Source organism: Agromyces sp. H17E-10, assembly GCF_022919715.1.
Taxonomy (GTDB): domain Bacteria; phylum Actinomycetota; class Actinomycetes; order Actinomycetales; family Microbacteriaceae; genus Agromyces.
Map to the genome: position 1 here is coordinate 1,719,857 of NZ_CP095042.1, position 12,311 is coordinate 1,732,167.

Sequence of the window (12,311 nt, forward strand, 5' to 3'; positions counted from 1 at the left end):
TCACACTTATCCCGAACACCACTCGGTATTGAGTCCCCTGACTTCCCCTCCCAGCCTCGACGAAGAGGAGCCCGCCTTGTCCATCCAGCCCCCGAGCGACGCCGCGACCGAGCTCGCACCGACCGGCGTGATCAGCGCCACCGAGCCGCTGCCGGGCGACCCGGCCGCGAGTCCCCCGCCCACCTGGCGCACTCTGCCGGGCCTGCTCACCACGGGACTCGTGCTGTTCGGCATCTACGGCGGCATCGGCGCGATCCTGCTGCCGATGCAGATCGCCATGATCGACGACGCGAACAAGGTGCAGAACCTCGCGATCGTCTCGACCGTGTCGTTCGTGTTCACGCTCTTCGCCCAGCCCATCGTCGGTGCGATCAGCGACCGCACGCGTTCGCGCCTCGGCCGTCGCGCCCCCTGGATGGTGAGCGGCGCGCTCATCGGCGGCATCCTGCTGCTCGGCATGGGCTTCCTCGACTCGGTCTTCTGGGTCGGCGTGTTCTGGGTCGTCATCCAGGTCGCCTTGAACGCCGTGCAGGGCCCGCTCTCGGCGATCACGCCCGACCGCTTCGCCCGCGACAAGCGCGGCGGTGCGAGCGCCATGTTCGGCATCGGCACGCAGGTCGGCATGACGCTCGGCATCATGGCGGCGGGCGTCTTCGCCGAGACCATGAACCTCGGCCTCGGCTACGCCTCGTTCGGCATCGCGATCATCGTGGTCACGCTCGTCTTCGTCGTCGTCGACCGCGACTGGTCGTCGAAGGAGGCGACCGTCGCCCCGTGGAGCTGGAAGGCGTTCCTCGCCGGCTTCTGGCGCAGCCCCCGCCGCTACCCCGACTTCGCCTGGGCGTTCACCGCGCGCTTCGCGCTCATGCTCGGCTACTTCGTCGTCGTCGCCATGTCGTTCTACATGCTCACCGACTACATCGGCATGTCGATGGTCGAGGCGAGCAGCGCGACGGTGATGCTCACGCTCATCTCGCTCGTGCCGACGCTCGCCGCGATCGCACTGTCGGGCTGGTGGAGCGACCGGATCGGCCGGCGCAAGGTCTTCATCTATGTGTCGTCGGTCGTCATGGCGGCAGGCTTCATCGCCCCGATCGTCATGCCAGACATGACCGGCATGATCATCATGAACGTCGTCAACGGCATCGGCTTCGGGCTCTACATGTCGGTCGACGCGGCACTCATGACCGAGGTCCTCCCCGACGGCGGCAAGGACGCGGCGCGCGACCTCGGCATCCTCAACATCGCCACCAACATCCCGCAGGCGCTCAGCGCGGCGATCGCGGGCATCATCATCACCGCGCTCGGCGGCTATGCGATGCTGTTCGTCTTCGGCATCGTGCTCACGGTCGCAGGAGCCGTCGCGACCGCGCCCATCAAGAGCGTCCGTTAGGAGCATCCCCATGTCGCACACCCCCTCCCCCGAGGCCCAGCCGATTGCGGATGCCGCGACCGCGGCCGCCCCGTTCGTCGAGGTCGACACCCTGGCCGGCCGCGTGCGCGGCCAGTGGCGGCCCACCCTCCGCCACGCGGGCGACGCCACGGACGGCGCCGGCGCCCCGGCGTCGGCCGCGTTCCTCGGCATCCCGTTCGCCGAGGCACCCGTCGGCGAGCTGCGCTTCGCGGCGCCCGTGCCGAAGGCCCCGTGGGAGGGGGTGCGCGACGCCCTCGAGTTCGCCCCGACCGCCCAGCGCGGCGACCCCGGCGTGACGCTCATCCCCGAGCCGTCGATCCCCGGCGACTCGACGCTCAACGTGAACGTCTTCACGCCCTCGCCCACCCGCCCCGCCGACGACGAGACCGGGCTTCCCGTGCTCGTCTGGATCCACGGCGGCGGCTACTTCGCCGGCTCGCCCGCGAGCCCCTGGTACGACGGCCGCAACTTCAACCGCGACGGCGTCGTGACCGTGACGATCTCGTACCGGCTCGGCTTCGACGGCTTCGGCTGGATCGACGGGGCTCCGTCGAACCGCGGCATCCGCGACTGGCTGCTCGCCCTCGAGTGGGTGCAGCAGAACATCGCCGCGTTCGGCGGCGACCCGTCGCGTGTCACCATCGCCGGTCAGTCGGCGGGCGGCGGGGCCGTGCTGACCCTCCTCGGCATGGAGGCGGCGCAGCACCTCTTCCACGGCGTCTACGCGATCTCGGGCGCGACTGCCGACGTCACCCCCGACCGGGCCGAGTCGCTCGGCCGCAGGATCGCCGCCGACCTCGGCGTCGAGCCGACGCTCGCCGGGTTCCGCTCGGTCGACGAGGAGCGCCTCATCAAGGCGCAGCAGGCCGCGACCTCGCTCGAGGGCCCCGACGCCATGAACGAGCTGCTCGAGCTCGGCCTGCAACTCGGCCCGACGATCGACGGCGACCTCATGACGCGCTCGACGGTCGACTCGTTCGCGGCCGGGGTCGGCGCCGACAAGCCCCTCGTGCTCGGCGCGACCGACGACGAGTTCGCCATGGCCCTCATGGATGCCCCGAAGGTCCTGCGCTTCGTGCCGAAGTCGGCGCTCGTGAAGAAGGCCGGCCTCTCGAAGCCGGTCGCCCGCGACTACCTCGCCGCCAACCGCGAGGTGTCGAAGCTCGGCAACGCACGTCTGCTCGGCCGGCTCGTCACCGACCGCATGTTCAAGGTGCCGATGCTGCGGGCGGTCGCCGCACGCGGCGCGGCGGGCACTCGGGCCACCGGCACGGCTTCGGCCGCGGCATCCACGTGGCTGTATCGCTTCTCGTGGCCGTCGGGCACGTTCGGCTTCGCCGAGCACTGCCTCGACGTACCGTTCTTCTTCGACTGCCTCGACGGCCCGGCGATGGCGCCCCTCGCCGGCCCGAACCCGCCGCAGGCGCTCGCCGATGAACTGCACGCCGCGGCGGTCGCGTTCGTCGCCACCGGTGCCCCCGGCGACGACTGGCCGGCGTTCACGGATGCCTCGCGCGCCACCCGCGTCTACGACACCCCGTCGACCGTGGCCGACGACGGCTACGCGAGCGTGCGCCCGCTGCTCTGACCCACGCGCCTCCGGGTACGAGATGACCCCCGAACGGGGTACGTGACCGTCGGGCGCGACCCGAGCATGCTTGCGACATGACCGCGGCCGGCGAATCCCCCGTTCCCACCACGACCGGCCCGCTCGACGAGGTGCACCGCGCGCAGTCGGCCAGGCTGCTCGACCATCTCGCCGTGCACGGGCCCGCGACCCGATCGGAGCTCGCCTCGGCGACCGGGCTCGGCCGCGGCACGATCGCAGGTCTCACCTCGCGCCTCCTCGACTCGGGCGTGCTGCGTCCCGGCGAGACGGGCGACGCCGCCGACGGCCGCGCAGCTCCGCTCGCCCTGGCCGCGGCCGACCACACCCTCGTCACGGCGATGCTCGGCACCGACGAGGCGATCGCGACGGTCGCCGCCCTCGACGGCACCGAGATCGCCCGGTTCACCGAGCCGCTCACGATCGAGGCCGACCCGCTCGAGCTGCTCTCGACGGTGCTCTCGCGCTCGATCGGGCGCGCGCAGCGCGCGAAGCATCCCATCGCCGAGATCACCGTGCTGACGGGCGGCGCCGTCGTCGGGCGACCGCAGATCGTGATCGCCGACCCGCGCCTGGGCGCGGAGCCCCTCGACGTGCTCGGGGTGTTGCGCGGATACGCTCCCGCGTTCGCCGAGGCCGAGGCCGCGCTCGCGCTGCCCGTCTCGTTGCGGCCGGCCGCCGCAGCCGCGGTGGCTGCCGAGCACGCCGCGCTGCCCGGCATCGACGACGTGCTCTACATCGTCGGCGACGACGCCCTCGCAGCCGCGGCGATCACGGGCGGACGGGCGCTGACCGGCGGCCACGGGCTGGCCGCGAGCTTCGCGCACCTGCCCGTCGTGCCCGACGGGGTGCGCTGCGAGTGCGGGCAGCAGGGATGCCTCGTCACAGTCGCCGCCCCCGAGCGCATCGTCGAGCGGGCCGGCCTCGCCGACCTCGCGGCAGAGCAGGGCCAGCTCGCCGCCCTCACCGAGCTCGTCGCACGGGTGCAGTCGGCCGACGACCGCGCCCGCTGGTCGTGGCTCGACGCGGCCCACTGGATCGGCCGGGCGCTGCAGCTCGTCGTGCCGGCGCTCGACCCGACGGTCGTCGTGGTCGGCGGCCACTGGGGCCTCCTCCTCGGCGACATCGAGGCGGCGTTCCGGGCGAACCGGCCGACGCTCGGCGGCGGGGCGCTCGAAGCGATCCCGACGCTCGCCGCGAGTCGTGCGGGCGGCGAGGCCGCGCTCATCGGCGCCCGCAGCCAGGCGCGCGAACGCCTCGTCGCCGAGCCGCTGCTGCTCGCCGGCTGACGCGTCAGCGCGCGGGCTTGCGGAACCGGCTCTGGATGCCCCAGCCGGTCACCCGCAGCATCGCCTCGACGACGATGCCTGCGCTCATCTTCGACCGCCCGCGCTCGCGCTCGACGAACGTCACGGGCACCTCGACGACCGTGAGTCCGGCCTCGCGCGCGTGCCACAGCATGTCGACCTGGAACCCGTAGCCGCGCGTGTGCACGTCTTCGAGGCGGATGCGGCGCAGTGCGTCGGCGCGGAACGCCCGGTAGCCGGCGGTCGCGTCGCGGGTGGGCAACCGCAGCACCCAGCGCGCGTACGCGCTGCCGCCGCGCGAGAGCAGCTGCCGGCGGCGGGGCCAGTTCTCGATCGCCCCGCCCGCGATCCATCGCGAGCCGATGACCAGGTCGACGGGCTCACCTGCGGGGTCGGTTCCGGCGAGCGCGGCGAGCATCGACGGCAGCTGCTCGGGCTGGTGCGACCCGTCGGCGTCGAGCTGCACGACGGGGTCGTACCCGTGCTCGAGCGCCCAGTCGAACGCCGCGAGATACGCGGCGCCGAGCCCCTCCTTGCCGGTGCGGTGCAGCACCTGCACCGCGGGGTCGGCGGCGGCGAGATCGTCGGCGAGCACCCCGGTGCCGTCGGGCGAGGCGTCGTCGACCACCAGCACCGAGGCATCCGGAACCGCCGTGCGCACCCGCGCCACGATCGGGGCGAGGTTCTCACGTTCGTTGTACGTGGGGATCACCACGAGCGGTCGGGACATCCTGAGAATCGTAACCGGGTTTCGAGATGTCGCTGCGCTCCGCCTCAACCGGCGATGGCGACCCGCCGCTGCTCAGCGCACCCCCGCCATGAGCTTGAGCACGCCGCGGCTGCCGACCGCGAGCGCCGCGCCGAGCACGATCGCGATGCCGCCGAGCACCCCGAAGTACGTGATCTGGTCGACAACCGTGTAGAACTCGGCGAGCAGGCCCGCGATCGAGGTGCCGAGCGCGATCGACAGGAAGAACAGCGCGACCATCTGGGTGTGGAACCGCTTCGGCGCGAGCTTCGTCGTGACCGAGAGCCCCACGGGCGAGAGCAGCAGCTCGGCGACCGTGAACACGAGCAGGATGAGCACCATCCAGAGCAGCGGCGTCGACCCGGCCCCGCCGCCCGCGAACGGCAGGAACAGCAGGAACGCGACGCCCATGATCATCGTGCCGAGCGCGAACTTGATCGGCGTCGACGGCTGCCGGTCGCCGAGCTTCGTCCAGATCGCGGCGAACACGCCCGACAGCACGATGATGAAGATCGGGTTGATCGACTGCACCCACGACACGGGCATCTCCCACCCGAACAGGTCGCGGTTCAGCTGCTCATCGGAGTAGATCGTGAGCACCGTGAACTGCTGCTGGTAGAGCGACCAGAACGCGACGCTCGCGATGAACAGCGGGATGAACGCGAACACCCGGCTGCGCTCGGTCGACGAGAGGTGCTTGCTCGCGAGGATCACGATGAAGTACGCGACGGCCGCGGCGATCGTGCCGCCGATCACCCAGCTCACGAGGTTGGTCGCGGTGACGAGCCCCGTCAGCACGAGCACCGCGACGACGATGACGGCCGCGACGCCGATGCCGATCACGAGGCCGATACGGTCGCGGGGCAGGGGGTTCGGCACCACGGATGCCTCGGGCGGCAGCTTCTTGCGGCCGAACGAGTACTGGATGAGTCCGAACGCCATCCCGGCGGCGGCGAGCCCGAAGCCCCAGTGGAAGCCGAGCGTGGTCTGCGCGAGCCCCGTGAGGATCGGGCCGAGGAACGCGCCGAGGTTGATGCCGAGGTAGAAGATCGAGAAGCCGGCGTCGCGACGGGGGTCGTGCTCGTCGTACAGCGTGCCGACGACGCTCGTCGCGTTGGCCTTGAGCCCGCCCGAACCGAACGCGACGAGCACGAGGCCGACGCCCACGCCCCAGAACCCGGGCAGGAACGCCAGGGCGAGGTGGCCCGCCATGATGACGCTCGCGCTGTAGAACAGCACGCGCTCGCTGCCGAGCAATCGGTCGGCGATCCACGCGCCGAGGATGGTCGAGAGGTAGACCGTGCCGCCGTAGGCGCCGACGATGCCGGCCGCGGCGGTCTGGTCCATGCCGAGCCCGCCGTCGGCGACCGAGTAGTAGAGGTAGAGCAGCAGGATGCCCTGCATGCCGTAGAAGCTGAACCGCTCCCACATCTCGACACCGAAGATGTGGATGAGCGGGCGCGGCTGCCCGAAGAATCCGTGGTCGCCCCGGGTGTCTCGCTCGCCCCCGCCGGTCACACCCGGCTCAGGCGGTCCGTACTCCCCCGGGGCAGGTTCGGTGACACTGCCCATGGGGGTCACCCTACTCCCCGGCCCCGTCTCGTCGGTCGAGTAGGCGCGCAGCGCCGTATCGAGGCCACGTCCCGGGGGTTCGCCCCCGTGCGGCCCGCTCGCCGCCGTGCCAGCATCGAACGGGGGCGGGGAGACGCCGTGCCCCGAGGGGAAGAGATGACGCTCCGCATGCGTACCACCAGGACCATCGCACTCGCCGGCACCGTCGCGGTGGCCGCGCTGCTCACCGGCTGCGCCTGGCTGCAGCCGGTCGAGCGGTTCAGCGACGACGCCTCGTTCGACGAACCCGTGCAGTCGATCGAGATCGACGAACCCGACGGCGCGGTACACGTCGAAGGCGTCGAAGGCGTCGGCTCGGTCGCGGTGGAACGCACGGTGTCGTACCGCGGCCAGCGCCCGACGCGCGAGACGGTCGAGGTGCGCGACGGCGTGCTCGTGCTCGGCGGCTGCGGCCGCAACTGCTCGGTCGAGTACACGGTGAGCGCACCTGCCGGCGTCGAGGTGCGCGGCTCCACGACGAACGGGGCGATCGAGCTCGCGAACGTCGCCGCCGTCGACGTCGAGACGAGCAACGGGCGCATCGAGCTCGACGGCGTGACGGGCACCGTCGACGCGCGCACGAGCAACGGGCGCATCGAGGGCCGCGGACTCACCGGGTCCGGCATTCGCGCCGTCACCTCGAACGGTGCGATCGACCTGCGGCTCGACGCCGCGCAGGACGTCAAGGCGCGCACCTCCAACGGCGCGATCGACCTCGCCGTGCCGACCGACGGTGCGACGTACCGCGTCGACGCCGGCACCTCGAACGGCTCGGTCGACGTCGGCATCGACGACACCGACGACGGCGAGTTCACGCTCGACCTCTCGACGTCGAACGGGGCGATCCGCGTCGTCGGCCGGTGACGCCGGCCACGCCGCACTGCGGCTTGCCACGGCGCGGGCCCTGCGGCATCCTGAGTTGACCCGGCGGCCCGCCGGCCCGAACCCGGAGGTCGCGTGGACGGCTCGCCAGACGATGAACGGCGGCGCCGCCTGCAGCGCATCGCCTACGGGGCGGATGCCTCCCCCGAGGAGCGCGCGGCCGCCGAGGCCGAGCTGCACGCGCTCGCGGATGCCGCGACGAGCGTCGCATGGGCCCCTGAGCCGGTCGTGGAGGAGCGCAGCGACGTCTCGGCGCCGGCGACCTCCCAGCCCGACGAGCCTCGGGCACGTACGGCGACGGTGCGCTGGGTCGTCACCGCCGGCGTCGTCGCACTCGCGGTCGGCATCGCGATCGGCACGCAGATCTCGTCGCTCGCGGCCGCGCCGGTGGAGCTGGTCGCACCGGGCGGCGTCCCTGCGGCCGGCCCCGTCACGCCCGGCGCCACGGTCTCGGTGGATCAGGGAACGGGGAGCGTCTCGGCCGATCCCGACACGGGCATCGTCTCGTCGATGATCCCGGTCGCCGATGCGCCGGTCTCGGCCGTCCTCGCGCGCGAAGCTCGAGCATCGGATTCTGCGCCCGCCGGCTTCGTCGACGGGCTCAACCTCGACCCCGAGAGCCTCAGGCTGCTGGCGACGCGTTCCGACGGCGTCCAGGCGTTCGCGGCCTCCATCGAGCAGGGCTCCGAGCTCTGCTTCATCGTGTTGAAGCCCGATCTCGGCGCCGCGTCGACCTGCACCGAGCACGGGATGATGCCGACCGAGGGCATCGTCCTCTCGTTCGAAGCCAACGACGAGGCGAGGATCGACGCATCCCTCCGCCCCGACGGCGGCGTCATCCTGAACGTCGCCGGGCAGCCCGCCGCCGAGTGACCGACGCCCCTCACCGCGCCGCTAGCATTTCCCCATGCTCGACACGCTGCAGACGGCCGGCCGCATCCTCGCGGGCACGTGGCCGCGGCTGCTCGCGTGGTACGTCGCCGGGTGGCTCGCGCGCTACCTGATCATCGAGCTCGCGGGCACGATCGGCGTGAACTCGACGCTCGGCGCCTTCCTCGTGCTGCCGCTCGCCGCGCTCGCCCGGCTCGTGAGCTTCATCGCGATGTTCCTCACGATGCGCGAGGCGATGCCGAACTACTCGACGCTCACCGGGGCGCAGCGGCCGCAGTTCATGAGCTCGGTGCTCGCCGCCATCCTGCCGTTCTTCCTCTTCTATGCGGCGTGGGGCTTCCTGAAGGACGACGTGGTCGCCTACCAGCTGAGTGCGTTCGGCAAGGTGAACTGGTTCACCGACTCGGTCGGCGAGGGCGAGGTCGACACGCTCGCGTTCGACGTGGTGACGATCGCGGTCGTCGTCGCGACCTACGCGGCACGCTGGCTCATCAAGCGCAATCGGGAGCGACTCCCGAAATGGACCGCGCTCGTCGCCGCCTACTGCGAAGCGGTGTGGGTGTTCTTCACGCTGTTCCTCATCGGCGACCTGATCGGTTTCGTGACCGACTGGATGAACGCGCGCGCGGCGGTGCACTGGTGGAACGACTTCACGGGCGCCGTCAACGTCGTGTTCTCGTGGCTCGATCCCGTGCAGCAGGGCATCGGCTGGGTGCTCGACCAGCTCGGCGGGCTGCTGCTCGAACCGCTCGCCTGGCTCGCGATCGCGGGCGTCGTCTTCGGGCAGGCGCTCGGGTCGGTGACGTACGGGCGCCTGCGCGCACTCGAGCGCCCGCTCGAGCAGGTGAAGGCCCGCTACGCGAAGCTGCCCGAGTGGTCGCGGCGTCGCCTCGCCGACGTCGGCGAGTCGTCGATCAGCCGGTGGAAGACCATCACCGATGCGCTGCTGCTCATCTGGCGGGCCGGTGCGGTGCCGATGAGCCTGTACGTGCTCGCCTACTCGATCGTGCTCGCGGGCGAGCAATGGCTCGTGCACGCGCTCGGTCCGATCGTCGGCCCGCAGGAGCAGCTCATCTGGTTCCTCATCGACACGCCGATCGCGGTCGTCGTCGACACGATCTTCCAGCCGCTGCTGTTCGTGCTCGTCGCTGCGGCGTACGACTACTGCTTGGCCTCGATCTCGAGGGGCACCCGCGCGAACGAGGGCAGCTCCGAGACGACCGCGATCGTGAGCGAGACGTCGCCCGTGTCCTCGGGCACCATGAACGGCACCTCGACGACGTAGGGCTCGGTCTGCTCCGAGCTGCAGGTCGTGGTCGTGTCGGCGCTCGCATCCCAGTAGCCGGCGAACGCGTCGTCCGTGAAGATGCGGCCCGTCGCGCGTTCGACGAGCTCGATCGTGCAGCCGGGCGACTGCGCGCCGGTGGGCGTGACCTCGACCTGCGCGACGACGAGCTGCATGCCCTCGGGCAGCGGGGTGCGCGACTGCTGCGGCCGGCCGCGTGCGGCGTCGACCAGGCGCCAGTCGGCGGCGCCGTAGGTGAACGTCTCGCTCGGCGACTCGTCGACCGCGATCGTCGGGCGCTCGGCGAACAGGGCGGTCCAGCCGTTCCAGCTCGTCACGGCGACCGTCGTGGGCAGCAGCACGACGAGCGCGGCGAGGCCGAGTCCGTTGCGGCGCCACCAACTGCGGCGCGGGGCGTTCACTCCGACTCCAAGGCCGGGGTGGGCAGGGTGACGGATGCCTCGGGCTCGCGTCCCTCGAGATCGATCGGCACGACGAGCACCGAGTCGCCGCGCAGGTCGACCGGGCCGGCGCCCACGCCGCGTCCGAGCCGCAGCTCGGCCTCGTCGGGGACCGCGGGGAGCTCGAACACGAGCGGGCCGCGCAGGTCGACGCCGATCGAGAGCGGTCGGCCGGCGAGCGTGGTGGAGCGGTCCACCCGGTCGGTCGGCGAGTACTCGACGCCGTCGACGACGAGCCTCGTGCCGCCGAGGTTCACTGCGCGCTCGGAGATGACCGCCCTGGCCGAGGCATCCACGACGACCCAGACGCCGCCCGTCTCGATCTCGGCGCCATCCTGGTCGATCACGGTCTCGGCGGCGGTCGCGTCGTGCACGGTGGCGGCGAGGTTTCGACCGACCGCCTCCTCGCCGAACGCTGCGGTCACGGGGATGGGGTCGAGCCAGTCGTGGGCCGAGGGCGCGGTCTCGGTGACTGCCCACGCGCCCACGAGGGCAACCACCGCGATGCCCGCGGAGACGAGTCCGCGTCGCGCGCTCACTCGGAATCCCCAGCGGCGAAGCCGTCGATCGTCGCGTCGGGCGACGGTGCCGGTGCCTCGACGACCGCGACGGGTCCCGCCGCGACGAGCACGGGGTCGCCGAACGATCCGCCGCTCGTGACCGTCTTCCCCTCGGTGTAGCTGCGGTCGTACACCCGCACCCCGACGGAGTCGTCGACGGCGTCGGCCGGCAGCTTCCACACCCAGCCGAGAGCGCGCGGCACCCCGTGCTGCAGCACCGGGTTCGCGCGGGCGTCGTCGACGTCGAAGACCGTGAGCGCCTTGCCGACGACGCCGCCGAGCCGCACGACCGTGCCGAAGTCGCCCGAGCTCGCGGGCGTCGTCCACACGTTCTCGACGTCGGCGGTGACCGTCACGTAGCGCATGCCCGGCTCGGCCTCGAGGTACAACTCGGGCAGCGCATCGGCGACCGTCGCACCGGTCACCGCGATCTCGAGCTGCGTGCCCGCGATCGACTCGCCCGGCACGACCTTCGCGATGGGCGGCTCAGGCGCGTCGGCCAGCCCGCCGAACGCGGCGGAGGCGCCGAGCAGCACGACGACGAACCCGGTCGCGAGCCAGCTCGTCGGCACCCGGTCGATCGTGGCGCGCAGCCGTCCGCGGCGTACCGTACTGCGGGCCGCCGCCCGCTGCTCCCGACGGGAAGCGGACGGCGCGGACGACGCCTGCGAAGCCGGCTCCGTGTGCGCCGAGTGCGCCGTCTCGGAACCGTCGCCGCTCGGGGTTTCAGCCATTGCGCTCGTCACGCCACGCGAGCCAGCGACGCACCGGCTCGAGGTCGTAGTCGGGCCCGTCGACCCCGAGCGTGAACAGCCGCACGCCCGCGTCGTACAGCGCGTCGGCGTGCTCGACGTCGGCCCCGTGCCGGCTCAGCTCGTTCGAGATCGTGATCTCCGAGACATCCCGGCCGACCTCGTCACCCCACCGGCGCAGCACGTCGAGCTTGTGCGCGATCACGTCGGGTGCGACGAACGAGTGCCAGATGTCGGCGTGCTTCGCGACGAGCTTCAACGTCTTCTGCTCGCCCTGGCCGCCGATCATCACCGGGATGCGGCGGGTCGGCGCGGGGTTGAGCTTCGCCCAGCGGGCCTCGATGCGCGGCAGCGCGGCACCGAGCGCGTTCAGGCGCGAGCCGCGGGTGCCGAACTCGTAGCCGTACTCGTCGTAGTCGCGCTCGAACCAGCCGGCGCCGGTGCCGAAGACGAAGCGGCCGACGCCCGTGCCCTTCGCCGAGATGTGGTCGAGCGTGCGAGCCATGTCGGCCTGCAGGTCGGCGTTGCGGTACGAGTTGCAGTTCACGAGCGTGCCGAACTCGATGCGCTCGGTCTGCTCGGCCCAGGCGCCGAGCATCGTCCACGCCTCGAAGTGCAGGCCGTCGGGGTCGCCGTGCAGCGGGAAGAAGTGGTCCCAGTTGAAGACGAAGTCGACGCCGAGCTCTTCGAGACGCAGCACCGCGTCGCGGATCGACTCGTAACGGGCGTGCTGGGGCTGCAGCTGCACGCCGAGGCGTACACGATCGTCGTAGGGCATGCGCACAGCCTATGAC

Annotated in this window: 11 protein-coding genes; 6 read left to right on the plus strand and 5 right to left on the minus strand. The window is 71.9% G+C overall.

Annotated features, from left to right (window positions below):
• The first annotated feature begins 76 nt into the window (after positions 1 to 76).
• The 3 genes from MUN74_RS07665 to MUN74_RS07675 all read left to right on the plus strand — a co-directional run bounded on the left by MUN74_RS07665 (position 77) and on the right by MUN74_RS07675 (position 4,309).
• Entirely contained in the window at positions 77 to 1,393 is a 1,317-nt protein-coding gene (locus tag MUN74_RS07665; protein WP_244855883.1) for an MFS transporter, read from the plus strand.
• A 10-nt stretch (positions 1,394 to 1,403) separates the two neighbouring features.
• Positions 1,404 to 3,002, plus strand: coding sequence for a carboxylesterase/lipase family protein (locus MUN74_RS07670; protein ID WP_244855884.1), 1,599 nt, complete (start codon positions 1,404 to 1,406; stop codon positions 3,000 to 3,002).
• 77 nt (positions 3,003 to 3,079) lie between these two features.
• Positions 3,080 to 4,309: an ROK family transcriptional regulator gene (locus MUN74_RS07675; protein WP_244855885.1), complete on the plus strand. Its 1,230-nt coding sequence runs from the start codon at positions 3,080 to 3,082 to the stop codon at positions 4,307 to 4,309.
• 4 nt (positions 4,310 to 4,313) lie between these two features.
• Here the strand turns inward: MUN74_RS07675 and MUN74_RS07680 are convergent, their stop codons facing one another.
• Both MUN74_RS07680 and MUN74_RS07685 read right to left on the minus strand, forming a co-directional pair.
• The gene (locus tag MUN74_RS07680; protein WP_244855886.1) at positions 4,314 to 5,057 is read right to left on the minus strand and encodes a polyprenol monophosphomannose synthase; all 744 of its coding nucleotides are present in this window, start codon (positions 5,055 to 5,057) and stop codon (positions 4,314 to 4,316) included.
• 72 nt (positions 5,058 to 5,129) lie between these two features.
• A complete protein-coding gene (locus MUN74_RS07685; RefSeq protein WP_255820937.1) occupies positions 5,130 to 6,647 on the minus strand; it encodes a peptide MFS transporter in 1,518 nt (505 codons plus the stop codon).
• Between the two features lie 168 nt (positions 6,648 to 6,815).
• Between MUN74_RS07685 and MUN74_RS07690 the strand changes: the two genes are divergently transcribed.
• The 3 genes from MUN74_RS07690 to MUN74_RS07700 all read left to right on the plus strand — a co-directional run bounded on the left by MUN74_RS07690 (position 6,816) and on the right by MUN74_RS07700 (position 9,744).
• Entirely contained in the window at positions 6,816 to 7,550 is a 735-nt protein-coding gene (locus MUN74_RS07690; protein WP_244855888.1) for a DUF4097 family beta strand repeat-containing protein, read from the plus strand.
• A gap of 93 nt (positions 7,551 to 7,643) precedes the next feature.
• Positions 7,644 to 8,441, plus strand: coding sequence for a hypothetical protein (locus tag MUN74_RS07695; protein WP_244855890.1), 798 nt, complete (start codon positions 7,644 to 7,646; stop codon positions 8,439 to 8,441).
• A gap of 34 nt (positions 8,442 to 8,475) precedes the next feature.
• Positions 8,476 to 9,744 carry a hypothetical protein gene (locus tag MUN74_RS07700; RefSeq protein WP_244855891.1) on the plus strand — a complete coding sequence of 423 codons (1,269 nt, stop codon included), beginning with the start codon at positions 8,476 to 8,478 and terminating at the stop codon, positions 9,742 to 9,744.
• Positions 9,745 to 10,162: 418 nt separating this feature from the next.
• Here the strand turns inward: MUN74_RS07700 and MUN74_RS07705 are convergent, their stop codons facing one another.
• Genes MUN74_RS07705 through MUN74_RS07715 form a run of 3 tightly spaced genes read right to left on the minus strand, consistent with a single transcriptional unit; the run spans position 10,163 to position 12,295 of the window.
• On the minus strand, positions 10,163 to 10,744 hold the full coding sequence (locus MUN74_RS07705) for a hypothetical protein (protein WP_244855892.1): 582 nt from the start codon (positions 10,742 to 10,744) through the stop codon (positions 10,163 to 10,165).
• Complete coding sequence (locus MUN74_RS07710; RefSeq protein WP_244855893.1) at positions 10,741 to 11,499, minus strand: hypothetical protein; 759 nt, start codon at positions 11,497 to 11,499, stop codon at positions 10,741 to 10,743. Before MUN74_RS07710 ends, MUN74_RS07705 begins: the two co-directional genes overlap by 4 nt.
• Positions 11,492 to 12,295, minus strand: coding sequence for an LLM class F420-dependent oxidoreductase (locus MUN74_RS07715; RefSeq protein ID WP_244855894.1), 804 nt, complete (start codon positions 12,293 to 12,295; stop codon positions 11,492 to 11,494). The genes MUN74_RS07710 and MUN74_RS07715 overlap by 8 nt, the downstream gene beginning before the upstream one ends.
• Positions 12,296 to 12,311: the final 16 nt, after the last annotated feature.

Coding starts and splice junctions, on each gene's coding strand:
- MUN74_RS07700 (WP_244855891.1), top strand. CDS start 8,476: ATGCTCGACACGCTGCAGACGGCCGGCCGCATCCTCGCGGGCACGTGG.
- MUN74_RS07690 (WP_244855888.1), top strand. CDS start 6,816: ATGCGTACCACCAGGACCATCGCACTCGCCGGCACCGTCGCGGTGGCC.
- MUN74_RS07670 (WP_244855884.1), top strand. CDS start 1,404: ATGTCGCACACCCCCTCCCCCGAGGCCCAGCCGATTGCGGATGCCGCG.
- MUN74_RS07715 (WP_244855894.1), bottom strand. CDS start 12,295: ATGCCCTACGACGATCGTGTACGCCTCGGCGTGCAGCTGCAGCCCCAG.
- MUN74_RS07675 (WP_244855885.1), top strand. CDS start 3,080: ATGACCGCGGCCGGCGAATCCCCCGTTCCCACCACGACCGGCCCGCTC.
- MUN74_RS07710 (WP_244855893.1), bottom strand. CDS start 11,499: ATGGCTGAAACCCCGAGCGGCGACGGTTCCGAGACGGCGCACTCGGCG.
- MUN74_RS07685 (WP_255820937.1), bottom strand. CDS start 6,647: ATGGGCAGTGTCACCGAACCTGCCCCGGGGGAGTACGGACCGCCTGAG.
- MUN74_RS07680 (WP_244855886.1), bottom strand. CDS start 5,057: ATGTCCCGACCGCTCGTGGTGATCCCCACGTACAACGAACGTGAGAAC.